Raw genomic sequence first — 21,196 nt, 5'->3', positions numbered from 1 at the left:
AGGTCGGGCGCGGTTGCCCTAGGGTCGGGCGGGTGACCCGCTACAGCTCCGCCGAGCTCGCCCGCGGCGCGCTCGGCGCCCTGCTCGGGATCGCCGTCGCCGGCGCGACCGCCCGGGCCGTGCCCGGCGGCCCCGAGCTGTTGCCGTTCATCGTGGCGCCGATGGGCGCGTGCGCGGTGCTGCTGTTCGCGGTGCCCGCCAGTCCCCTCGCCCAGCCATGGCCGGTGCTCGGCGGCAACCTGGTCTCGACGGCGATCGGCCTGGCCGCGCACCTGGTCGTGGACGACGTCCTGCTCGCCGCGGCCTTCGGCGTCGGGGCCGCGATCGGCGCGATGATGCTGCTCGGCTGCCTGCACCCGCCCGGGGGCGCGTGCGCGCTGCTGGCCGCCACCGCCACCCCCGCCATCCACGAGCAGGGGTTCCTCTTCGTCCTCACGCCGGTGGCCGTGAACACGCTCGTGCTGCTGCTGATCGCGATCGCGGTGAACAACCGGAGCGGGCGGAGGTACCCGCACCGGCCGGCCGCGGCCGCCGCCTCCCCCGCCGCCGCGGCCCTCGGCATCACCACGCCCGACGTCGAGCAGGCGATGAAGCGCCTCGCCGACCGGCTCGACGTACTGCCCGCCGACATCGTCTCGATCGTGCGCGACGCCGAGACCCACGCCCTCGACCGGCGGCTCGGCTCGATCCCGGTCTCGCGGATCATGAACACCGACGTCGTGGTCGTGCACCCCTTCGAGTCGATCTACCGCGCCCGGACCCTGCTCGTGCAGCGCCAGGTCAAGACCCTGCCGGTCGTCGACGCCGAACGGCACGTGGTCGGGGTGGTCTCGATCATCGACCTGTTCACCCGCGACATCGTCGAGCTGGAGTCGGTCGACTCGATCATGCGGACCGACGTCACCACCATCGCCGCCGACACCCCCGTTGCCGACCTGGTCCCGATCATGACGACCGAGGGGTACAAGAACGTCCCCGTGGTCGACGACGAGGGCCGGCTCGTCGGCATGATCACCCGCGGCGAGCTGATCGCCGTGCTGCACCGCGCGCTCCTCGGCGCCACCTGATCCGCTCGTCACGTCCGGCACCGGTCACACCGTCACGTGCGGGGTGATCTGCTCGAGCGTCTTGGCGCCGATCCCGTCGACCTCGAGCAGCTCGTCGACGCTGGTGAACCCGCCGTGGGCGTCGCGCCAGGCGATGATCGACTGGGCGGTGACTGGGCCGACCTGGGGCAGGGACTCGAGCTCGGCCTGACCGGCGGTGTTGAGGTTGACCAGCGGGCCGGGCGGCGCACCGCTCCCGGTCCCCGAGGCACCCGTGGCGCCCGGGGCTGCCTGCGGCCGGGCCGGGCCGCCGACCACGATCTGCTCGCCGTCGACCAGCACCCGGGCCAGGTTGAGCGGAGTCAGGTCGACCCCCTTGCGCGGGCCGCCGGCCGCCGCGAGCGCGTCGGTCACCCGCGCCCCCGCATCGAGTACGACGATCCCGGGCCGCCGTACCTCGCCCGCCACGTCGACCGTCACCCTCCCCACACTCGGGGCCGGCGCACCCACAGCACCCGAGGCGGACGGGACCGTCGCGCCCGGCGCGGTGGGTGGGGTCGCGACGAGCGGGGCGGTCGGCTCCGCCGCGACCGGCGCGAGCGCCTCGGGGCGATCGCGCAGCACCCACCAGGTGGTCACGGCCAGGCCGAGGGCGACAGCGAGCGCCACGACCGCGACCTGGGCCATCCCGAGGGCGGGGAGCCGGTCGGCGAGCGGAGCGAGCACGGTGCGCGGGTGGGGTCGCGGTCGTCGGCGGCGGGCTGCGTGACGGCCCGGCTCGGGCAGCGCCGGCGCCTCCCGAGGCTCCGGCGGCGCCGCTGCCCGGGACGCCCGGGACGCCGGGGACGCCTGCGGCACCAGGCTCAGCGAAGGCCGGGCGTCAGGCTGGTCGGCCACCCGGGTGTGGTCGGCCCACCAGGGCTCGACCGGCTCGGCCACGTCCCCGGGCGCCTCCGGGGTGGCCGCCGGCGCGACCCCGAGGTCGGCGGCGATCAGCGCCAGCCGGCGCGCCGCGGCATCGGCGGCGGGCGGGTCGGGGCGGGCGGCGGAGCGTCGTACGGACATGGCGGCACGCTAGGTCGGCCTCCGGTCATCGAGCCGCCGGAGCGAGCCGGCCTGGGGATGACCAGCACCCCGGACCCTGCCTGTGGACAGCCGACGTCCCCGCCCGTGACTGGAGTGACGCCGGAGCGCTCAGAGCACCGGCGCCACACAGATCGCCAGCATCCCCGGTCCGACATGCGCACCGAGCACCCCGCCGAGCTCGACGCAGCGCACGACCTCGCCCGACCGGGCCGGCACGACCTGGTCGCCCAGCGCCTCGGCGAGCCGCTCGGCCAGCGCGGAGGCCCGCTCCTCGGCGGCGAGGTGGGCGACACACACCTCGACGGGGACGTCCCCGGCCGCCTCCACCGCCAGCGCCTCGAGGCGGGCGATCGCCTTGGCTGCGGTGCGGACCTTGGCCTGGGGCGAGATCACGCCGTCGACGATGCCGAGCAGCGGCTTGACCGCGAGCGCCCCGCCGAAGACGGCGGCGGCAGCACCGACCCGGCCACCACGGCGGAGGTACTCGAGGGTGTTGACGTAGAAGAGCGAGGTCGCACCGGCGGCCCGGGCCCGCGCCGCCTCGGCGGCCTCGGCGGCCGTACCGCCGCGCGAGATGACGTCGAGGGCCGACTCGACGGCGTACCCCGTGGCGACCCCGACCTGGCGCGAGTCGACGCAGGTCACCGGGACCGGAGCCTGCCGGGACGCGACCAGCGCCGACTCGAAGGTGCCGCTGACCTCGGCAGAGAGGTGGATCGACACGATCTCCGTCGCGCCCTCGGCGGCGAGGCGGTCGTAGAGGTCCGCGAACACCGCGGGCGAGGCCCGCGAGGTGCTGACGGCGCGCTTCTCCTTCAGCGCGACGGCGAGCCGCTCGGGAGTGACCTCTTCGGCACCCTCGTCGTAGACGTCGTCGTCGATCACCACCTGCAGCGGTACGACGTGCACCCCGCTGGCCTCCGCGACCTCGGCCGGGACGGTCGAGGTGGAGTCGGTGACCACGACGATCGACATGCGCTGAGGCTAGCGGCTCACGACTCAGAGCCCGAGCAGGGCGGGCGCACAGCCCAGCTCGCGGACAGCCGCCTCGAGCCACAGCCGCGGGATGGTCTCGACGGGTACGTCGCGGTCGCCGAGCGTGGCGGACACGGACAGCCCGTCGAGCAGAGCCGACAGCCGCAGGACGGCGTCGGCGGGCGCCGCGGTCGTGAAGCAGCCCTCCCGCACGCCCTGGTCGATCACCTCGCGCAGGGTGGCGCGCCACCGCGCCTCCAGGCCGGCACACAGTGCGGCCGTGGCGGGGTCGCGCATCGCCCGCACCCAGAACTCCATCCACAGCGTCCACGCGGGGATGCCGGTCACCGGGTCACCGGAGCGCTCGACGAGCAGCCGCAGCCGCTCGGGGGCGGGTCGGTCGGCGCCGTTGTCGTCGAGGCTGCGGTAGTAGCGGTCCTCAGACTCCTCCATCGCGGCCGCGACCAGGCCGTCGAGGGTGCTGAAGTGGTAGAGCACCAGGCCGGTGCTCACCCCGGCGCGGCGCGCGATCTCGAGCGTGCGCGTGCCGGCCAGCCCGTGGTCGCGGATCACGTCGAGGGTCGCGTCGATGATCCGGCGTCGCCGCGAGTCCGCCTCAGCCATCGCCCGTCCAGCTCAGACGACGATGTTGACGAGCTTCGGCGCCCGCACGATCACCTTGCGCACCGCACGCCCGTCGATCGCCTTGACGACCGCCGGGTCGGCGAGCGCCGCGGCCTCGAGGTCGGCCTCGCTGATGTCGGGCGCGACCTCCAGGCGGCCGCGGACCTTGCCCTGGATCTGGACGACGGCGGTGACCGCGTCCTCGACCAGCAGGGCGGGGTCGACGGTGGGCCAGGCGGCCTGGGCGACGGACGGCTCGTGGCCGAGCCGGGCCCACATCTCCTCCGCGGTGTACGGCGCTACCAGGGACAGCAGGATCGCGACCGTCTCCGCGGCCTCGCGCACGGCCGGGTCCTCGGGACCGCACCCGCTGTCGATGGCCTTGCGGGTCGCGTTGACCAGCTCCATCGTGCGTGCGACGACCACGTTGAACCGGTAGGAGTCGAGCAGGTGCGCGGCCTCCTCCACCGTCTTGTGGGTGACCTTGCGCAGCCCGACGTCACCGATGGTCACGTCCACGTCCACGGCCGACGTCACGTCGCCGGACAGCCGCCACGCACGCTGCAGGAACTTCGCCGAGCCGGCCGGCGACACGTCGGCCCAGTCGATGTTGTCCTCGGGCGGGCTGGCGAAGACCAGCGTGAGCCGGACCGCGTCGACGCCGTACTCGTCGAGCTGGGCGCCCAGCGCGACGCCGTTGCCCAGCGACTTGCTCATCTTGTGGCCGTTGTTGATGACGGTGCCCTGGGAGAGGTACGCCGAGAACGGCTCGTCCCAGTCGATCAGGCCCATGTCGCGCATCGCCTTGGTGAAGAAGCGCGCGTAGAGCAGGTGGAGCACGGCGTGCTCGGAGCCGCCGAGGTAGAAGTCGACCGGCCCCCAGGCCTTGGCCAGCGCCGGGTCGAAGGCCTGGGTGCTGTCGTGGGGCGAGAGGTAGCGGAAGAAGTACCAGGACGAGTCCACGAAGGTGTCCATGGTGTCGGTGTCGCGGGTCGCCGGGCCGCCGCACGTCGGGCAGCTGACGTTGACCCACTCGGTGGCCGCGCCCAGCGGCGAGGTGCCCTTGGGCTTGAGGTCGGCGCCGCGCAGCTCGGGCAGCTCGACGGGCAGCTGGTCCTCGGGGACCGGCACCTCACCACACGCAGCGCAGTGGATGATCGGGATCGGCGCGCCCCAGTAGCGCTGGCGGGACAGAAGCCAGTCGCGCAGCCGGAAGTTGACGGTGCCCTCGCCGTGGCCACTGGCCTCGACGGCGGCGATCGCCTTCGACACCTCGGCGGCCTTGTCGTAGGGCTGCTCGTCGTCGTAGACCGGCACGATCGGGAGCCCGAACTTCTCGGCGAACTCGCGGTCGCGGTCGTCGTGGGCGGGGACCGCCATGATCGCGCCGGTGCCGTAGTCGGCCAGCACGTAGTCGGCCGCCCAGACCGGGATCTGCTCGCCGGTCAGCGGGTTGGTGGCGCTCACGCCCAGGTCGACGCCGGTCTTGGGCCGGTCGGTGGCGAGCCGGTCGATGTCGGACGCCTTGCGTACGTCGGCGAGGTACTCCTCCAGCGCCTGGGCCCGCTCCGGCGCGACCAGCTGCTGGGCCAGCTTGGCATCGGCGGCGACGACCATGAAGGTCGCTCCGACCAGGGTGTCGGGACGCGTGGTGAAGACCGTGATCGGGTCGTGGCCCTCGACGTCGAAGGACACGTGGGCGCCCTCGGAGCGACCGATCCAGTTGCGCTGCGCGTTGACGACCTTGGGGATCCAGCTGTCCTGCAGGTCATCGAGCGAGTCGTAGAGCTCCTGCGCGTAGGCGGTGGTCCGGAAGTACCACTGCGTGAGCTCCTTCTTGGTGACCTCGGCGCCGCAGCGCTCGCAGGTGCCGTCGGCCAGCACCTGCTCGTTGGCCAGCACGGTCTGGTCGTTGGGGCACCAGTTGACGGCCGAGTTCTTCCGGTAGGCCAGGCCCTGCTCACGCAGCTTGAGGAAGATCCACTGGGTCCACTTGTAGTACTCGGGGTCCGAGGTGTGCAGGCGGCGCGACCAGTCGAAGCTCAGGCCGTACTTCTTGAAGGAGGAGAACTGGGTCTCGATGTTGGCGTAGGTGTAGGTCGCCGGGTGCTCGTCGTTCTTGATCGCGGCGTTCTCGGCGGGCAGGCCGAAGGAGTCCCAGCCCATCGGGTTGAGGACCTCGAACCCGCGGAACCTCTTGTAGCGGCACAGGACGTCGTGCAGCGCCATCACCTCGGCGTGCCCCATGTGCAGGTCGCCGCTCGGGTAGGGGAACATCGTCAGCCCGTAGAACTTGGGCCTCTCACCGGCGAGCACGGCCGCGTCGTCGGCCCGGAAGGCGTCGAGGCGCTCCCACACGGGAAGCCACTTCGCCTCGACGGCATGCGCGTCGTAGTGGACCTCGGGGGATGCAGCCGTTTCACTCACGACCAAAGGATAGTCGTCGGCGAGCGCGGGTCAGGCCACGGCCTCACCTGTCTGGACACGCCACAGCGCGGCGTAGGCGCCGTCGCGCGCGACCAGCTCGTCGTGGGTGCCCGCCTCGGCCACCCGGCCACCGTCGAGGACCCAGATCCGGTGGGCGTGCCGGACCGTCGAGAGCCGGTGGGCGACCACGATCGTGGTGCACCGCTCCCCCGCCCGGCGCAGGGACTGCTGGATGGCGGCCTCCGTCTCGTTGTCGACCGCGCTGGTGGCCTCGTCGAGGACGAGCAGGGCCGGCTCGCGCAGCAGGGCGCGGGCCAGCGCGATCCGCTGCCGCTGCCCGCCGGACAGCGTGATGCCGCGCTCGCCCACCCACGCGTCGTACCCGCCGTCGAGGCGCTCGATGAACTCCGCGGCCGCCGCTGCCTCGGCTGCGTCGCGGACCTCCTCGCGGGACGCGTCGGGCCGGCCGTAGGCGATGTTGTCGGCGATCGTGCCGCTGAACAGGTAGACGTCCTGGGCGACGTAGCCCATCGAGCCGCGCAGCGAGTCCCAGTCGAGGTCGCGCACGTCGGTGCCGTCGAGCAGCACCTGTCCGGCGCGCGGGTCGTCGAAGCGCAGCACCAGCCGCAACAGCGAGGACTTGCCGGCGCCGGTGGGGCCGACGATCGCGTGCGTCTCACCCGCCGGTACGACGAGGTCCAGGTCGTGCAGCACGTCCGGGCCGTCGGCGTACCCGGCTCGGACACCGCTCAGCTCGATCCGGCCGCCCACCGGCTTCGCCAGGCTCGCCGAGCCCGCGGGCACGTCGACCGGCTCGGCCAGCAGCGCGAGGATCCGCACGGTCGAGGCGCGGCCGCGCTGGTAGAGGTCGAGGACCTCGGCCACCTCGGTCAGCGGCCACAGCAGCCGCTGGGTCATGAACACCAGGACCGAGTACAGGCCGACCTCGAGGCGCCCGTCGAGCGTCGCCCAGCCGCCGAGCAGCAGGGTGCAGGTGAAGCCGGCGAGGATCGCCATGCGCACCAGTGGGACGAAGGCGGCCGAGGACCGGATCGCGCGCAGGTTCGCATCGCGGTAGGCCGAGGAGACCGCCGTGATCCGGTCGCGCTCACGGTCCTCTGCCGTGAAGGACTTGATGGTCGCGATGCCGGCGAGGTTGGCGCTGAGGGCACCGGACAGGTCGCCCACCCGGGCCCGCACGTCGTCGTACAACGGCTCGAGGCGGCGCTGGAAGACCAGCGAGCCGACCACGATGAGCGGGATCGGAAGGAACGCGTAGAGCAGCAGCTCCCAGGACGCGATCGCGAACACGATGCCGACCAGCAGGACGTTGAGGGCGGTCTGCAGGATCGCCTTGAGGCCGACGTCGAGCATCCGCTCGAGCTGGTTGACGTCGTCGTTGAGAGTGGCCAGTGTCGCGCCCTGCGGTCGGGCCTCGTGCCAGCCCAGGTGGAGGTGCTGCGCGTGGTCGTAGGCCTCGACCCGCAAGTCATGCTCGATGCCCTGCGCGAGGCCTCGCCACAGGACGTCGGCGGCGTACTCCGAGGCGGACTCGACGATCCACACGACGAGGTTGATCACCGCGAGCCAGCCCAGCTGGACGTAGCGGGACTCGACGCCGAGCAGGTCGCCGACGAAGGAGTCGGCGCCACGGACCACGACGTCGACGGCGGCGCCGATCAGCAGCTCGGGCACGACGTCGGCGACCTTGTTCAGGGTCGACATCGCGACGGCGAGCACGAACCGGCCGCGGTAGCGCCGGTAGCGCTGCCACAGGGCCGCCAGGGGGCGGTCGACGACCGGTTCCACCGGGTCTCCTCCTCGAGGTCAGGGAAGTTAGGTGAACCTTAGTTGGTGGGCGCCGCCGACCGGCAGGTGGGGCCGCTACCGTGCCTCCATGACCGTCACCGATCTCTTCCGCCTCGACGGCAAGGTCGCCGTCGTCACCGGCGCCAGCTCCGGGCTGGGCGTCGACTTCGCCAAGGCGCTCGCCGAGGCCGGCGCGGACGTCGCCCTCGGCGCGCGTCGCGTCGATCGGCTCGCCGACACCGCCGCCCTCGTCGAGGCCGCGGGCCGCCGCGCGCTCGGCGTCGCCACCGACGTCGCCGACCCCGCCTCCTGCCAGGCACTGGTCGACGCGACCATGGCGGAGTTCGGCCGGGTCGACATCCTGGTCAACAACGCGGGTGTCGGAACCGCCGTACCCGCGACGCGGGAGACGCCCGAGCAGTTCAGCCAGGTCATCGAGATCAACCTCAACGGCAGCTACTGGATGGCCCAGGCGTGCGGCCGCGTGATGCAACCCGGCTCCAGCATCATCAACATCTCCTCGGTGCTCGGCATCACCACCGCCGGCCTCCCCCAGGCCGCGTACGCCGCCTCGAAGGCCGGTGTGATCGGCCTGACCCGCGACCTGGCCCAGCAGTGGACCGGCCGCAAGGGCATCCGGGTCAACGCGATCGCGCCGGGCTTCTTCGCCTCGGAGATGACCGACAGCTACCCGCCGGGCTACCTCGACTCCCAGCAGGCGCGGATCCCCGCCGGCCGCAAGGGCGACCCCCGCGAGCTGGCCGCCACCGTGGTCTTCCTCGCCTCCGACGCCGCCGGCTACGTCACCGGCCAGACCCTCGCCGTCGACGGCGGGATGACCATCACCTGACCCCCGGCCCCCGCCGACCCGGCGCGAAGTTGCCCGGGGCGTGCGTCGACCCGGCAGAAAGTGGCTCTCGTCGGGCAAGTTTCTGCCGGGTCGATGGGATTTGTCCGCTCGTTTCTGCCGGGTCGGCGTGTTCTGCGTGCCAGTACGCGCCGGGTCGGCGGGAGGCTACTCGTTGACGAGGACCGGGACGCCGATGGCCGCGGAGACGGCCTGGCCGCGCAGCCGCTTCGGTACGACGATCGTGAACTCCTCGTGCTCCGAGGGCGGACCCTCGTCGTGATGGGTGCCCTCGTCGAGGTGGTGGGTGTACCGGCCGCGGCCGAGCAGCGCGCCCGAGGCGTCGTAGAAGCCTGCCAGCACCTGCAGCTCGAGCAGGTCGGAGACATCGGTGGTGACATCGAGTGAGCCGACGACACGCTCGCCGTCGAAGGCGAGCTCCCCGAACCGGAAGCGGTCGTCGAAGGGCCCGGGAATGTGGCCGACGGCGCCTGCCGAGGCTGGTGCCGCGGTGGCGATGCCGGGCAGGTCGGGCTCGCCGGTCGGGGCCGGCAGGTCGGGGAAGCTGGTGACGACCACCGGGCTCGGGGTGCTCGTCGAGGGGTCGGAGGCGGCGGAGCCGCCACCGTTCCCGGCGCCGCCGCAACCCGCGAGAGCGAGGGCGGCGGCGACCGAGACGGCAGTGGTGCGGAGTCTCATGGTCAGCGCACGTGCACCTTGACGGCCGGAGACGTCGACGGGTCGTACGACGTGCTGCCGGCGTACTCCGCCCTGAGCTTGTGCTTGCCCTTCTTCAGCCTGACCTTCACCTTGACGGTGGAGCCCGACACGGCGACGGTCCTGATGACCTTGCCCTTGTCGAGGATCCTCACCGACCCCGTGGCGGCGGCCGGGGCCACGGTGACCTTGACGGTCGCCTTCTTGCCCACCTTGACCGTCTTCGGTGCCTTGATCGCGGTCGTCGACGCAGCCTTGGCCGGAGATGCCGAGCCGTCGAGGTTCAGCGCGGTGCGGACGATGCCGAACAGGTCGGTGTTGTCGATCTCGGCGCTGATCGCGGACGAGCCTGGACCGTAGGCGAAGACGGGGACGTCGGCGCCGGTGTGGTTGCCCGACAGGTAGGTGAGCCACAGGCTGGCTGCGGCGTCGCCGTCGTGGACCGAGGCAGGGTCGTCCTTCGTGCGGAAGGTGGCCGGGGCGAACTCCGTGCGGCCGGCGTCCTTGGCCTGGTTGCCCGGTCGCGACGGGGTCGAGTTGTTGGCGGCGTTGCCACCGTCGACGTTGACCGGGAGGTGGTCGGCCTCGGCGTTGGTGAAGGTGCCCTTCTCGATGATGTTGAAGCCCGCGCACTCGTGGTCGGCGGTCACGATCACCAGGGTGTTGCCGTCGGACTTGGCGAAGTCGAGTGCGACCTTGACGGCGTCGTCGAACGCCTTGATCTCCTCCAGCGTCTGTGCGGCGTCGTTGGCGTGCGAGCGCTTGTCGATGAGCGCGCCCTCGACCTGCAGATAGAAGCCCTTGCCGCCGTTCGCGTCGCTCTTGGACTTGAGCAGGCTGATCGCCTTGCTGGTCATCTCGGCGACGGTCGGCTCCAGCGCCTGCGGGGAGGCGGGGTTGTCCTGCTTGGACTTCTCGACGGTCAGGTTGCCCTTGTTGAAGAGGCCGAAGACCTTCTGCCCGCTCGCACCGTCGAGGTCGCTCTCGGTCGCGACGGTCTGGGTGCCCGGCGAGCCGAGCACGGTGTAGCCGTTCGCCTTGAGCGCGGTCTCGTCCGCGGCGTCGAACCGGGCGAGTCCACCACCGAGGATGACGTCGGCGGTCTGGTTCCGCGCGATCTGGTCGGCGATCGGGGTGACCCGGAGGTCGCTCGTCGGCAGGTCGGCGCCGGTGATGGCGTTGTCCTGGCAGCTGGCGGAGTAGCTCGGGCCCTGGCAACCGCGCGCGAGCGCGTGCGACATCTGGCCGGCCGGCGTGGCGTCGGTGATCTCCGCGGTCGACACGTTGCCCGTCGCGAGGCCGGCGGCGTGCGCCTGCTCCATGACGGTCGGCGCCAGGTTGCCCTTCGCGTCGATGCCGAGCGCCGCGTTGTAGGTCTTGACGCCCGAGGACCACGCGGTGGCGGCCGAGGCCGAGTCGGTGACCAGGTTGGGGTGGAAGTCGGCCGCGCCGGGCTGGCCGGAGTTCTTCTCGACGGCGTACGTCGACACCTGGCCCACCACCGGCATCGTCTCCATGTTCAGCTTGCCGTCGGCGCCGTAGTACCGCTCCCGGCCCGCCGTCACGTGAGTGCGGCCCATGCCGTCGCCCAGCAGGTAGATGACGTTCTTGGCCTTGCCCGCGGCGGGCTCGGCAGCAGCCTGGTTGGTCAGGCCCGCACCGATGCCGGTGGTACCGGCCAGCAGCACGGCCGCCAGTGCGGTCGTCTTGATGCGAGATCGCATGCTCGGGATGTCCCTTTCCTCCGCGCCGCTGTTCGGCACGATCGTCGGGAGGCTAGGGATCCCTCGTCAACCGGTCGCCAGCAGCGGTTGGCCGCCAGGCGTGCACGAGGTGAACGGCTCGTTCCGCCGTTCCGAGGCGGAGGTGGCCGGCTACCGGACCGGGTGGTGGCTGGTGATCGAGATCCGGTTGAACGCGTTCATCGTGATCGCGACCCAGGCGACAGCGCTGTAGGCGTCGTCGCCCAGCACCGCACGCGCCTCGTCCTCGGCGTAACGACGCTCGTCGGGCTCCGGCAGCCGGGTGATCGACTCCGCGAGCTGCAGCGCGGCCCGCTCCTGATCGGAGAACAGGGCGGTCTCGGCCCAGGCGTCGAGGACGATCAGCCGTCGCTCCGACTCCCCCGCCTCGACGGCGCGGCGGCGGTGGAGGTCGAGGCAGTAGGCGCAGCCGTTGATCTGCGAGACCCGGATGTTGACCAGCTCGAGGAGCCTCCGGTCCAGGCCGGCAGCCTCTGCGGCCGCGCCCACCTCGAGGGCCAGGTCGGCCGCCGCCTGGTAGGACGTCGGGTGCGACTTGTCGAGGTAGACGTTGCGACGCCGCTCGGCGGTGCTCACAGCGCGGGGTCGGTGATGTCGTCGTACTCGGGGTGCTTGGTCAGCCACCGGGCGACGTAGGGGCAGTGCGCGATGATCCGCTTGCCCTGCTCGCGGACGTCGGCCAGCGCCGCGGCGACCAGCTCGCCGGCGAGGCCGCGGCCGCCGTACGCGTCGTCGACCTCGGTGTGGACGAAGTCGACGTGCTCGTCGTCCGGCAGGCGGTACTGCGTGAACCCGGCGAGCGTCTCGCCGTCGCGGATCTCGTAGCGGTGCTTGGCGGGGGCGTGGACGTAGGCGATGCCGCTGTTGTCCGGGCCGTCGGTCATGCGGGGTCCCCGACAAGTTGTTCGCTGGAGGAGCGGAGCGGGGGAAGCGAAGAACTTGGTGGGGTGCTCATGCGGACATCCTGCCGGTAGGTCCCTGAAAAGGCACGGAGGCCGCCCCGGACGGGGCGGCCTCCGCTCACGACACCGGAGGAGTCATGCGCTCAGCGCAGGTCCCAGCGGTCAGCGTCCATGACCTTGGTCCACGCGGCGACGAAGTCGTTGACGAACTTCTCCTTCGCGTCGTCGCTGGCGTATACCTCGGCGAGCGCGCGCAGCTCGGAGTTCGAGGCGAACACCAGGTCGTTGCGGCTGCCGGTCCAGGTCGCGCCGGACTCGGTGGTGGCCGCGAACACCTCCTGCGAGGAGTCCGTGGGGGTCCACGTCGTACCGAGGTCGAGCAGGTTGACGAAGTAGTCGTTCGTCAGCACACCCGGGTTGTCGGTGAGGACACCGAGGTCCGAGCCGTCCCAGTTGGTGCCGAGCACGCGGAGGCCGCCGATGAGGGCGGTGAGCTCCGGCGCGCTGACGCCGAGGAGGTTGGCGCGGTCGACCAGCGTGAACTCGGCCGGGAACCGGCTCGACTTCGCAAGGTAGTTGCGGAACCCGTCGGCCTTGGGCTCGAGATAGTTGGTCAGCTCGATGTCGGTCTGCTCCTGGGTGGCGTCGCCGCGACCGGTCGTGGTGGTGACCGTGACGTCGAAGCCGGCCGCCTTGGCAGCCTGCTCGACGCCCACCGAGCCGGCGACCACGATGGTGTCGGCCAGCGAAGCGCCCTGTGCGGTGGCGATCTCCTGGAGCTTCGCGAGCACCACGGCCAGCTCGGCCGGACGGTTGATCGCCCACGACTTCTGCGGTTCCAGCGCGATGCGGGCCCCGTTGGCGCCGCCGCGCTTGTCAGAGCTGCGGTACGTCGATGCAGAGGCCCAGGCGGTCGAGACCAACTGGGACACCGACAGCCCGGCGCCGGCGACGGCCTGCTTGAGCTCGGCGACCTGTGCGTCGGTGAGCGCGGTGCCGGCCGGGATCGGGTCCTGCCAGATGAAGTCCTCGGCCGGAACCTCGGCGCCGAGGTAGCGCGCCTTCGGGCCCATGTCGCGGTGGGTCAGCTTGAACCAGGCGCGACCGAACGCGTCCGCGAACGCTGCCTGGTCCTCCTTGAACCGCAGGGAGATCTGACGCATCTCCGGGTCCTCGCGCAGCGCGAGGTCGGAGGTGAGCATGCGCGGCTCACGCTTGGCGTCGCCGAACGACTCGGGCACCAGGTCGGCGCCGCCGTTGTTCTTCGGGCGCCACTGGTTGGCACCGGCTGGCGACTGGAAGAGCTCCCACTCGTAGGCGAAGAGGATGTGGAAGAACTCGTTGTCCCAGCGGGTCGGGTGGTAGGTCCAGGTGACCTCGAGGCCCGAAGTGATGGCGTCGATGCCCTTGCCGGACTTGTACGACGAGCGCCAACCCAGGCCCTGCTCCTCGATCGGGGCGGCCTCCGGCTCGGGACCGACGAGCCCGGCGTCGCCGGCACCGTGAGTCTTTCCGAAGGTGTGGCCACCGGCGATGAGCGCGACGGTCTCCTCAACGGTCATTCCCATCCGGCCGAACGTGTCCTTGATGTCGACCGCCGACGCCAGCGGGTCCGGGTTGCCGTTGGGGCCCTCGGGGTTGACGTAGATGAGGCCCATCTGGACCGCGGCGAGCGGGTCCTCGAGATCGCGCTCACCGGTGTAGCGCTTGTCGTCGAGCCACTCAGACTCGGGACCCCAGTAGACGTCGTCGTCGGCCTCCCACACGTCGGGACGGCCTCCGGCGAACCCGAAGGTCGAGAAGCCCATCTCCTCGAGCGCGACGTTGCCGGCCAGGATCATCAGGTCGCCCCACGACAGCGCTCGGCCGTACTTCTTCTTCACCGGCCACAGCAGGCGGCGGGCCTTGTCGAGGTTGCCGTTGTCGGGCCAGGAGTTGATCGGCGCGAAGCGCTGCTGACCGTGGCCACCGCCGCCGCGACCATCCTGGGCGCGGTAGGTGCCGGCAGAGTGCCAGGCCATGCGGACGTAGAGCGGGCCGTAGTTGCCGAAGTCCGCCGGCCAGAAGTCCTTCGAGTCGGTCAACGTCGCGGCGATGTCGGCCTTGACGGCGGCCAGGTCGAGGCCGAGGAAGGCGGCCTTGTAGTCGAAGTCGCCACCGAAGGGGTCGGCCACGGCCGGGTTCTTGGCGAGGATCTTGAGGTTCAGCTTGTTGGGCCACCACTGCTGGTTGGCCGAGCCCTGGGTCGGGTGGGTCAGACCGTGCATGACCGGGCACTTGGCCTGCGGCTGCTCGGCATCCTGCGGCTCCTCGCTGACGAGAGGCTCGGTGTGCTGGGTGTTGTCGGGCATCGGGGTTCCTTCCGGGACCTACTGGGGGCGGGATGTGCAGTCGGGGCAGAGGCCCCAATAGATGACCTCGGCCTCGTCGATGACGAACCCGTGGGAGTCGGACGCGGTCAGGCACGGCACGTGGCCGACCGCGCAGTCCACGTCGGCGATGGACCCGCAGGTCCGGCACACGACGTGGTGATGGTTGTCGCCGGTGCGGGTCTCGTAGCGCGCGACCGACCCGGCGGGCTTGATGCTGCGCACCAGTCCGGCGTGGGTCAGCGTGTGCAACGAGTCGTACACCGCCTGGTGGGACACCTCCGGCAGCAGCGCGCGCGCCGCGGAGATGATGGACTCGGTGTCCGCGTGGGGGTGCTGGTGCACCGCCTCGAGGACCGCGAGCCGCGGTCGGGTGACCCGGAGCTCGACGTCCCGCAGCTGTTGCTGGAAGTCGGGCGCCGTCATGGGACCCAGCATGCCACTTTTCTTGAACGAGTCAAGATTTCGCGTGGGTGTGTCCGGACTGCAGCCGGACCGCCGGGGTACCGCCCCGCCATGGACATCTCACCTGCCTGGCTCATCCTGGGCGTCGTCGTCGCCGCGTTCATCGTCGGAGGCATGATCTGGGCCTTCGTCGCCGACCGCCGGCGCAACGAGCGGGTCGCCCACGACACGGACCGCTTCGACCAGCCCGCGAACCCGGCCGACCCCACGCCGCCGTCGGGTAGGACCGGACCAGGCCGCGAGCGACTGCACGTCGACCCCGAGTACCGCGACCCCAGCGAGCGCTGACCACCTCCCGACAAAGGAGCACGACCGACTCCCGTCCGAGGGAGTCGGTCGTGCGCTGGCGTCGTCGGCCTCAGCCCTCCGCGACCCGCAGCGCGCGCGGGCGCGGGACTGCGCCGGGCGCCCAGTAGGCACGGTCGTGGTGCACCAGCGGGGCGGTCGCCGGCCCGAGCTCGACACGCTCGACCTCGAGCAGTACCAACCCGGACCCACCCGCGGGGATGACGTGAGCGGGGCGCCCGCGGAAGGTCGCGACCGCGTCGGGCAGCACCAGCCGCCCGTCGTCGCGGACCCAGCCCTGGGCGGCGGTGAAGCGCTCGGCCTCCCGATCGGCGTACGTCGCGGCGAGGTCGGCTTGCGTCGCCGCCAGCACGAACACCGAGAGCGCGTCGCAGCCGACGAGCTGCGGCCCCACGCTGCTCGCCCGCGCCAGCGAGAAGGACAGCAGCGGCGGCTCGACACTGACCGAGGCGAGACTCGACACGGTGGCGCCGACCGGCCCGACCGGGGTCTCCCCCACGACGAGCGCCACACCGGCGGCATGACGGCGGAAGCCGGCCTTGAGCTGGTCTGCGAGGGATCCGTTCACGGATGAAACGCTAGAACCTCAACAGCGCTTGAGGTCCACCGATCATGGCGGACGTCACACCGCGCGCACCACGCGCTACCGTCGCGCCATGGCACACAGGATGCGGGTCCGCCGCTCGATCGCCCGTGGCGCGCTCAAGGTGACGCGGTGGCGACTGGTCGGCGACGTCCCCGAGGCGGGGATCCTGGTCGGCGCACCGCACACCTCCCAGTGGGACTGGGTCGCCATGCTGATGATCGCGTGGGCCAACGGCGCCCGGCCGCGGGTGCTCGTCGCCGCGCACTACTTCGACGGGCCGGTCGGCTGGGTGCTGCGGCGCACCGGTGGGATCCCGCTGGACCGCTCCAGCCCGGGCGCCACCGTCCGGGCGCTGCTGAAGGCCGCCGAGGAGGACGACGCCTTCCAGCTCGTGATCGCACCGGAGGGCACCCGCAGCAAGGGCGAGTTCTGGAAGCCGGGCTTCTACCGGATCTCCGAGCAGACCGGGCTGCCGGTCACCCTCGGCTTCGTCGACGGCCCGACCCGTACACTCGGGATGGGACCGAGCTTCCACCCCTCCGGCGACGTCGCCGCCGACATGGACCTGGTCCGCGCGTTCTACGCCGACAAGCAGGGCATCAAGCCCGAGCTGCGCACCGAGCCGCGGCTGCGCGAGGAGACCGCGGAGCCTCCTACCGACCGCTGACCCGATCGGCGAGTGTCGCGACCCACGACGTACGACGCCCGCCGCGCGCCTCCAGCCGGTCGGCCAGCCCGTACGCGCGGTAGAGGCCGTGGATCCCGAGCCAGCGCAACGGCTCCGGCTCCCAGGACCGGGCCCGCTGGTCGGCCCACGGCAGGGTGGTTCGCTCGGTCCGCTCGCCCGCGACCAGGTCGGCCAGTGTGCGTCCGGCCAGGTTGGTCGCGGTCACCCCGGTGCCGACGTACCCGCCGGCCCAGCCCCGGCCGCTCGCGGCGTCGTACCCGACCGTGGCGCGCCAGTTGCGCGGCACGCCCAGGACACCGCTCCACGCGTGGGTGATCCCGACCTCCCCGACCTGGGGGAACCAGGAGCAGAGCACCGCTCGCAGGTGCTGCACGGTGCGGTCGGGGATGTCGCCGTCGAGGTCGGTGCGCGAGCCGAAGCGGTAGGGGTTGCCGCGCCCGCCGATCGCGATCCGCCCGTCCGGGGTGCGCTGCGCGTAGGAGTAGACGTGGGCGAAGTCCTCGAGGGTGTCGTGGTGCGCCCACCCGATCTCCGCCCAGGCCTGCGGAGGCAGCGGGTCGGTGACGATCATCGAGGAGTTCATCGGCACCCAGGTACGCCGCTCCCCCGCCAGGCCGGCGGTGAAGCCCTCGGTGGCACGGATGACGTGACGCGCCCGGACCGTCCCGCGGTCGGTCTCCACCCGCCCCGTGGCGATCGCGCGGACCGTCGTGCCCTCGTGGATCCGCACCCCCCGTTCGCGCACGACCCGGGCCAGGCCCTGCACCAGCCGGGCCGGGTTGATCCGCGCGCAGTGCGGCTCCCAGATCGCGGCTCGCGTCCCGGCGACCCGGATCCGCCGGTCCGCCTCGTCCGCGCCCAACAGCCGGGCCCCGGTCTCCGGCCACCGCTCCGCGGTCCGGGCCGCTTCGCGGGCACGGCCCGCCTGCGCGGCGTTGCGGGCGACCAGGAGGGTCCCGCCCCGCCGTACCTCAGCGTCGATGCCGTGCCGCTCCGCGACCGCGATCACCTCCTCGACCGCGTCGTTCATGGCGAGCTGGAAGCGGGCGACGTCGGCGCGCGGGTGGGTGCGCGCATAGCCGTCGAGCCCGCCGGTCACCGACGCCGAGAGCCACCCGCCGTTGCGCCCCGACGCGCCGTACCCGGCGAACCGCTGCTCGACGACCCGCACGTCGAGGTCGGGCCGCAGCCCGGCGAGGTAGTACGCCGTCCACAGCCCGGTGTAGCCCGCACCGACGATCACGACGTCGGCCTCGACGTCGCCGGCCAAGGGGTCCTGCGGCTCTGGGATGCCGAGGTCGGCCCACCAGTAGGAGACGCCACCCGTCGTCCGTGCGCCCGTCGCTCCCGTCACGCGGGCGAGCCTAGGGCCAGCGGATGCTGACGACGAGACGATCGCCCGGTGCCGAGGTGATCAGGTCATCGACAGGAGCAAGCCGAGCAGCGCGGCCTCGTTGACGATCGGGATGCCGTACTCACGCGCCTTCTTCGCCTTGCCGCTCAGCGAGTCCGGGTCTGCGGCGACCAGCAGCCGGGTCCGCTTCGTGAGCCCGCCGGGCCGCAGACCACGCTCGTCCAGAAGCGCCTCGAGCACTTCCCGAGGCTGGCTCATCTGGCCGGTCAGGCAGACCTCGTCTCCCCTGTCGAGCCGGAAGCCGGCGGCCACCGGGCGAGAGACCGCCGCCTTCGCGGCATCGAGAGAGAGGGCGACGTCGTCCCTGCCGAGTCCCAAGAGCCCCGCAACCTCCTCGAGGTCATTCAGTTCTGCCTTCGTGAGGACACCGTCATCCCACGCGACATGCGCCATCGACAGCAGGTAGTCGCGGTGGACGGTATCGAGCCGATCGCGGTCAAGACCCAGCACGGCCGCGGTCTCGACGAGGGCGTCCTCCTCGTGCGCCGACAGGTACCGGTCGAGGAGCGCGGACTCGAGGACGGCCAGGTACGCGTCGACCGCCACTTCGGCATGCCGAGGCATGCCGGCCACGATCCGATCGAGCCAGAACTCCTCCCGCTCGGGCGCCCGGGTGACCCGGTCGACCAGCCGCACGTCGACGGGCAGATCGCAGACCGGCCATGCGTACGCCGCGGCCTCGGCCGCCGTCGAGGTCCACGGCGGCGGTGTCCAGGTGGTCGTGATGATGTGCCCGAGCAGCGCAGCCACCGCCCGGGCGTCCGCCAGCGCCTCATGCGCGCCGGACTGCTGGAGGTGGGCGGCACGGCAGCAATCGCCGAGCTTCCGCGACGTGCTGCGCACGTACCGACCGGCCAACTCCATCGTGCACAGCGCCGGGATGTCGGGACCGGCCCACGCGTACCCGGCCCGGGACAGCTCCGCTCGCAGGAAGCGCACGTCGAAGCGTGCGTTGTGTGCCACGACCGTCCGGCCGGCGACCGACTGCAGAAGTGCCGGTGTGAGCTCGGCGAAGGTCGGCGCGCCCAGCACGTCACGCGCCGCGATGCCGTGGATGCCGGTCGGCCCGACGTCGCGGTTGGGGTTGACGAGGGTCGACCACTCGCCCTCGACCTCCCCGTCCTCGGTCAGGAACACGACACCGACCTCGACGACCCGGTCGTGACGGGCGGGGAACAACCCCGTCGTCTCGAAGTCGATGCACGTGTAGCCCGCCACTCGCCCTCCTCGGTCGGCGTGGGCGCGAGCGTAGCCTCCTCGCTGCGACGGCAACCGGAAAACGCAGAAGGCCGGATCCTGTCGGATCCGGCCTTCTCTCACTTGTGCTTTCGGTGGAGGTGAGGGGACTCGAACCCCTGACCCCCTGCATGCCATGCAGGTGCGCTACCAGCTGCGCCACACCCCCGGGGTCATCGCTCCGCCCGAAGGCGGGGCAACGACGGAAATACTAGCCACACCCCCAACCCAAGGTGAAATCGGGGGGCGGTTTCGAGGCTCGCTGCGCTCGCACCTCAACCACCGAGGACCGCTCCGCTCGGTCCTCAACCACCGAGGTTGTACGACGCCAGCGCCCACTGCCCCGTCGAGCGCTCCTCGAGCACCACGCGGGCGCAGTTGCCGAGGGCGCGCAGGTCGTGGGCGAGCTCGCGGGGCCAGCCGAGGAAGCCGACCAGGCCGGAGCGGGTGGCGGCTCCGTGGGAGACCGCGACTCCCGTCTCGCCGGGACCGAGGGCGGCGGCGAGGTCGGTGACCGCGGCGGTGAAGCGATCGGCGACCTCACGGGTGGTCTCGGCGCCGGGGATGGCGTCCCACTCGCCGCGCTGGAACAGCGCGAAGGCCGCGGGGTCGCGGGCGTCGAGCTCGGCGTGGGTGAGGCCTTGGTACTCCCCCAGGCGGAACTCGCGCAGGCGCTCGTCGTACGTCGGCACCAGCCCGGCCTCCTTGGCGATGGTCTCCGCGGTCTGCCGGGCTCGGGCCAGGTCGCTGGACCAGACCAGGACCGGGTCGAGGGCGGCGATCACGGGCGCGACGGCTCGGGCCTGCTCGAGGCCGGTGGCGTCGAGCTCGACGTCGAGCTGTCCCTGGATCCGGCGCTCGGCGTTCCAGGCGGTCCGTCCGTGGCGGACCAGGACGATGCGGCGGGCGGTCACGCCACGGGACCGTGGACCTCGGCGGGGAGGTCGATGGTCGGGCAGTCGCGCCACAGCCGCTCGAGGGCGTAGAACTCGCGCTCCTCGGAGTGCTGGACGTGGATGACGACGTCGCCGTAGTCGAGCAGCACCCAGCGGCCGTCGCGGTGGCCCTCGCGGCGGATCGGCTTGGCCTCGAGCTCGCGGAGCTTGTCCTCGATCTCGTCGACGATGGCGCGGACCTGACGGTCATTGGCGCCGGTGGCGAGCAGGAAGGCGTCGGTGATGGCGAGCTGCTCGCTGACGTCGAAGGCGAGCTGGTCCGTCGCGAGCTTGTCGGCCGCGGCGAGGGCGGCGGCGTGGACGAGCCGGACGGCGTGGTCGGTGGCGGTCATGCGGTTTCCGTTCCGGGTGCGGCCGAGTAGAGGCCGTGCTTGGTGATGTACTGGACGACGCCGTCGGGGACGAGGTACCAGACCGGCTGGCCGGCCCGCTGTCGCTCGCGGCAGTCTGTTGACGAGATCGCCAACGCGGGGATCTCGACCATGGTGACCCGGTCGTGCGGGATCCGGGCCAGGGTGGCCGGGTCCATCTCCGACCCGGGCCGGGTGCAGCCGACGAAGTGCGCCAGCTCGAAGAGCTCGTCGGCGTCGCGCCAGCTGAAGATGTCGGTCAACGCGTCCGCACCGGTGATGAAGTACAGCTCCGCGTCGGGCCGCAGTGAGCGCAGGTCGCGCAGGGTGTCGCCGGTGTACGTCGGCCCGCCGCGGTCGATGTCGACCCGGCTGACCGTGAACCGCGGGTTGGCGGCGGTCGCGATGACCGTCATCAGGTAGCGGTGCTCGGCGGGCGCGACCTGCCGGTCCGCCTTCTGCCACGGCTGGCCGGTGGGCACGAAGACGACCTCGTCGAGGTCGAACCAGCCCTGGACCTCCGAGGCGGCGACGAGGTGGCCGTGGTGGATGGGGTCGAAGGTGCCGCCCATCACGCCGATCCGGGTGCGGCGCGGCGCGTCCGTCACCGATCCACCACTGTCTGCCTCG

At 72.0% G+C, this 21,196-nt stretch carries 21 protein-coding genes and 1 tRNA gene; 4 read left to right on the top strand and 18 right to left on the bottom strand.

Going from position 1 to position 21,196, the window contains the following annotated elements; genetic code table 11:
* The first annotated feature begins 32 nt into the window (after nucleotides 1–32).
* Entirely contained in the window at nucleotides 33–1,067 is a 1,035-nt protein-coding gene (locus tag QI633_RS09010; protein WP_282428738.1) for an HPP family protein, read from the top strand.
* Between the two features lie 24 nt (nucleotides 1,068–1,091).
* Here QI633_RS09010 and QI633_RS09005 read toward each other — a convergent pair whose 3' ends face one another.
* The 5 genes from QI633_RS09005 to QI633_RS08985 all read right to left on the bottom strand — a co-directional run bounded on the left by QI633_RS09005 (nucleotide 1,092) and on the right by QI633_RS08985 (nucleotide 7,967).
* On the bottom strand, nucleotides 1,092–2,111 hold the full coding sequence (locus QI633_RS09005) for a helix-hairpin-helix domain-containing protein (RefSeq protein ID WP_282428737.1): 1,020 nt from the start codon (nucleotides 2,109–2,111) through the stop codon (nucleotides 1,092–1,094).
* Between the two features lie 129 nt (nucleotides 2,112–2,240).
* Entirely contained in the window at nucleotides 2,241–3,107 is an 867-nt protein-coding gene (locus QI633_RS09000; protein ID WP_282428736.1) for a DegV family protein, read from the bottom strand.
* A 24-nt stretch (nucleotides 3,108–3,131) separates the two neighbouring features.
* Complete coding sequence (locus tag QI633_RS08995) at nucleotides 3,132–3,731, bottom strand: TetR/AcrR family transcriptional regulator (protein WP_141799473.1); 600 nt, start codon at nucleotides 3,729–3,731, stop codon at nucleotides 3,132–3,134.
* Between the two features lie 12 nt (nucleotides 3,732–3,743).
* Nucleotides 3,744–6,158 (bottom strand): leucine--tRNA ligase, encoded by a 2,415-nt coding sequence (leuS, locus tag QI633_RS08990; RefSeq protein WP_282428735.1) that lies wholly within the window; start codon nucleotides 6,156–6,158, stop codon nucleotides 3,744–3,746.
* 30 nt (nucleotides 6,159–6,188) lie between these two features.
* On the bottom strand, nucleotides 6,189–7,967 hold the full coding sequence (locus tag QI633_RS08985; protein ID WP_282428734.1) for an ABC transporter ATP-binding protein: 1,779 nt from the start codon (nucleotides 7,965–7,967) through the stop codon (nucleotides 6,189–6,191).
* 88 nt (nucleotides 7,968–8,055) lie between these two features.
* Between QI633_RS08985 and QI633_RS08980 the strand changes: the two genes are divergently transcribed.
* Nucleotides 8,056–8,817 (top strand): 3-oxoacyl-ACP reductase family protein, encoded by a 762-nt coding sequence (locus QI633_RS08980; protein ID WP_282428733.1) that lies wholly within the window; start codon nucleotides 8,056–8,058, stop codon nucleotides 8,815–8,817.
* A gap of 165 nt (nucleotides 8,818–8,982) precedes the next feature.
* Here the strand turns inward: QI633_RS08980 and QI633_RS08975 are convergent, their stop codons facing one another.
* The 6 genes from QI633_RS08975 to QI633_RS08950 all read right to left on the bottom strand — a co-directional run bounded on the left by QI633_RS08975 (nucleotide 8,983) and on the right by QI633_RS08950 (nucleotide 14,991).
* A complete protein-coding gene (locus QI633_RS08975) occupies nucleotides 8,983–9,513 on the bottom strand; it encodes a hypothetical protein (RefSeq protein ID WP_282428732.1) in 531 nt (176 codons plus the stop codon).
* A 2-nt stretch (nucleotides 9,514–9,515) separates the two neighbouring features.
* A complete protein-coding gene (locus QI633_RS08970) occupies nucleotides 9,516–11,255 on the bottom strand; it encodes an alkaline phosphatase (protein WP_141799477.1) in 1,740 nt (579 codons plus the stop codon).
* Nucleotides 11,256–11,405: 150 nt separating this feature from the next.
* Nucleotides 11,406–11,870 carry a carboxymuconolactone decarboxylase family protein gene (locus QI633_RS08965; protein WP_282428731.1) on the bottom strand — a complete coding sequence of 155 codons (465 nt, stop codon included), beginning with the start codon at nucleotides 11,868–11,870 and terminating at the stop codon, nucleotides 11,406–11,408.
* Nucleotides 11,867–12,178 carry a GNAT family N-acetyltransferase gene (locus tag QI633_RS08960; protein WP_141799479.1) on the bottom strand — a complete coding sequence of 104 codons (312 nt, stop codon included), beginning with the start codon at nucleotides 12,176–12,178 and terminating at the stop codon, nucleotides 11,867–11,869. The genes QI633_RS08965 and QI633_RS08960 overlap by 4 nt, the downstream gene beginning before the upstream one ends.
* A 161-nt stretch (nucleotides 12,179–12,339) precedes the next feature.
* A complete protein-coding gene (katG, locus tag QI633_RS08955; RefSeq protein WP_282428730.1) occupies nucleotides 12,340–14,547 on the bottom strand; it encodes a catalase/peroxidase HPI in 2,208 nt (735 codons plus the stop codon).
* Between the two features lie 18 nt (nucleotides 14,548–14,565).
* Entirely contained in the window at nucleotides 14,566–14,991 is a 426-nt protein-coding gene (locus tag QI633_RS08950; protein WP_141799481.1) for a Fur family transcriptional regulator, read from the bottom strand.
* 90 nt (nucleotides 14,992–15,081) lie between these two features.
* On the opposite strand from QI633_RS08950, the gene QI633_RS08945 reads away from it, so the two are divergent.
* Nucleotides 15,082–15,318 carry a hypothetical protein gene (locus QI633_RS08945; RefSeq protein ID WP_141799482.1) on the top strand — a complete coding sequence of 79 codons (237 nt, stop codon included), beginning with the start codon at nucleotides 15,082–15,084 and terminating at the stop codon, nucleotides 15,316–15,318.
* Between the two features lie 70 nt (nucleotides 15,319–15,388).
* On the opposite strand, the gene QI633_RS08940 is transcribed toward QI633_RS08945, so the two are convergent.
* Nucleotides 15,389–15,904, bottom strand: coding sequence for a flavin reductase family protein (locus QI633_RS08940; protein WP_282428729.1), 516 nt, complete (start codon nucleotides 15,902–15,904; stop codon nucleotides 15,389–15,391).
* 88 nt (nucleotides 15,905–15,992) lie between these two features.
* Here QI633_RS08940 and QI633_RS08935 point away from each other — a divergent pair, with 88 nt between their 5' ends.
* A complete protein-coding gene (locus QI633_RS08935; RefSeq protein ID WP_222117867.1) occupies nucleotides 15,993–16,589 on the top strand; it encodes a 1-acyl-sn-glycerol-3-phosphate acyltransferase in 597 nt (198 codons plus the stop codon).
* Here QI633_RS08935 and QI633_RS08930 read toward each other — a convergent pair.
* The 6 genes from QI633_RS08930 to nadD form a co-directional block, all read right to left on the bottom strand.
* Nucleotides 16,576–17,964: an FAD-dependent oxidoreductase gene (locus QI633_RS08930; protein WP_282428728.1), complete on the bottom strand. Its 1,389-nt coding sequence runs from the start codon at nucleotides 17,962–17,964 to the stop codon at nucleotides 16,576–16,578. The genes QI633_RS08935 and QI633_RS08930 overlap by 14 nt on opposite strands.
* A 60-nt stretch (nucleotides 17,965–18,024) precedes the next feature.
* Nucleotides 18,025–19,242: an exonuclease domain-containing protein gene (locus tag QI633_RS08925; RefSeq protein WP_282428727.1), complete on the bottom strand. Its 1,218-nt coding sequence runs from the start codon at nucleotides 19,240–19,242 to the stop codon at nucleotides 18,025–18,027.
* Between the two features lie 114 nt (nucleotides 19,243–19,356).
* Nucleotides 19,357–19,429: transfer RNA gene (locus QI633_RS08920), tRNA-Ala, on the bottom strand.
* Nucleotides 19,430–19,565: 136 nt separating this feature from the next.
* Nucleotides 19,566–20,174: a histidine phosphatase family protein gene (locus QI633_RS08915; RefSeq protein WP_160158288.1), complete on the bottom strand. Its 609-nt coding sequence runs from the start codon at nucleotides 20,172–20,174 to the stop codon at nucleotides 19,566–19,568.
* On the bottom strand, nucleotides 20,171–20,548 hold the full coding sequence (gene rsfS, locus QI633_RS08910) for a ribosome silencing factor (RefSeq protein WP_141799494.1): 378 nt from the start codon (nucleotides 20,546–20,548) through the stop codon (nucleotides 20,171–20,173). Before rsfS ends, QI633_RS08915 begins: the two co-directional genes overlap by 4 nt.
* A complete protein-coding gene (gene nadD / locus QI633_RS08905) occupies nucleotides 20,545–21,174 on the bottom strand; it encodes a nicotinate-nucleotide adenylyltransferase (protein WP_260806083.1) in 630 nt (209 codons plus the stop codon). The genes rsfS and nadD overlap by 4 nt, the downstream gene beginning before the upstream one ends.
* Between the last annotated feature and the right edge of the window lie 22 nt (nucleotides 21,175–21,196).

The organism is Nocardioides sp. QY071 (assembly GCF_029961765.1).
Classification (GTDB): domain Bacteria; phylum Actinomycetota; class Actinomycetes; order Propionibacteriales; family Nocardioidaceae; genus Nocardioides.
The sequence above is the reverse complement of the archived record's forward strand: the minus strand, read 5'-3'. Positions and strand labels throughout refer to the sequence as shown.

Coding starts and splice junctions, on each gene's coding strand:
- QI633_RS08995 (WP_141799473.1), bottom strand. CDS start 3,731: ATGGCTGAGGCGGACTCGCGGCGACGCCGGATCATCGACGCGACCCTC.
- rsfS (WP_141799494.1), bottom strand. CDS start 20,548: ATGACCGCCACCGACCACGCCGTCCGGCTCGTCCACGCCGCCGCCCTC.
- QI633_RS08935 (WP_222117867.1), top strand. CDS start 15,993: ATGGCACACAGGATGCGGGTCCGCCGCTCGATCGCCCGTGGCGCGCTC.
- QI633_RS08945 (WP_141799482.1), top strand. CDS start 15,082: ATGGACATCTCACCTGCCTGGCTCATCCTGGGCGTCGTCGTCGCCGCG.
- QI633_RS09000 (WP_282428736.1), bottom strand. CDS start 3,107: ATGTCGATCGTCGTGGTCACCGACTCCACCTCGACCGTCCCGGCCGAG.
- QI633_RS08970 (WP_141799477.1), bottom strand. CDS start 11,255: ATGCGATCTCGCATCAAGACGACCGCACTGGCGGCCGTGCTGCTGGCC.
- QI633_RS08975 (WP_282428732.1), bottom strand. CDS start 9,513: ATGAGACTCCGCACCACTGCCGTCTCGGTCGCCGCCGCCCTCGCTCTC.
- QI633_RS08980 (WP_282428733.1), top strand. CDS start 8,056: ATGACCGTCACCGATCTCTTCCGCCTCGACGGCAAGGTCGCCGTCGTC.
- QI633_RS08950 (WP_141799481.1), bottom strand. CDS start 14,991: ATGACGGCGCCCGACTTCCAGCAACAGCTGCGGGACGTCGAGCTCCGG.
- QI633_RS09005 (WP_282428737.1), bottom strand. CDS start 2,111: ATGTCCGTACGACGCTCCGCCGCCCGCCCCGACCCGCCCGCCGCCGAT.
- katG (WP_282428730.1), bottom strand. CDS start 14,547: ATGCCCGACAACACCCAGCACACCGAGCCTCTCGTCAGCGAGGAGCCG.
- QI633_RS08960 (WP_141799479.1), bottom strand. CDS start 12,178: ATGACCGACGGCCCGGACAACAGCGGCATCGCCTACGTCCACGCCCCC.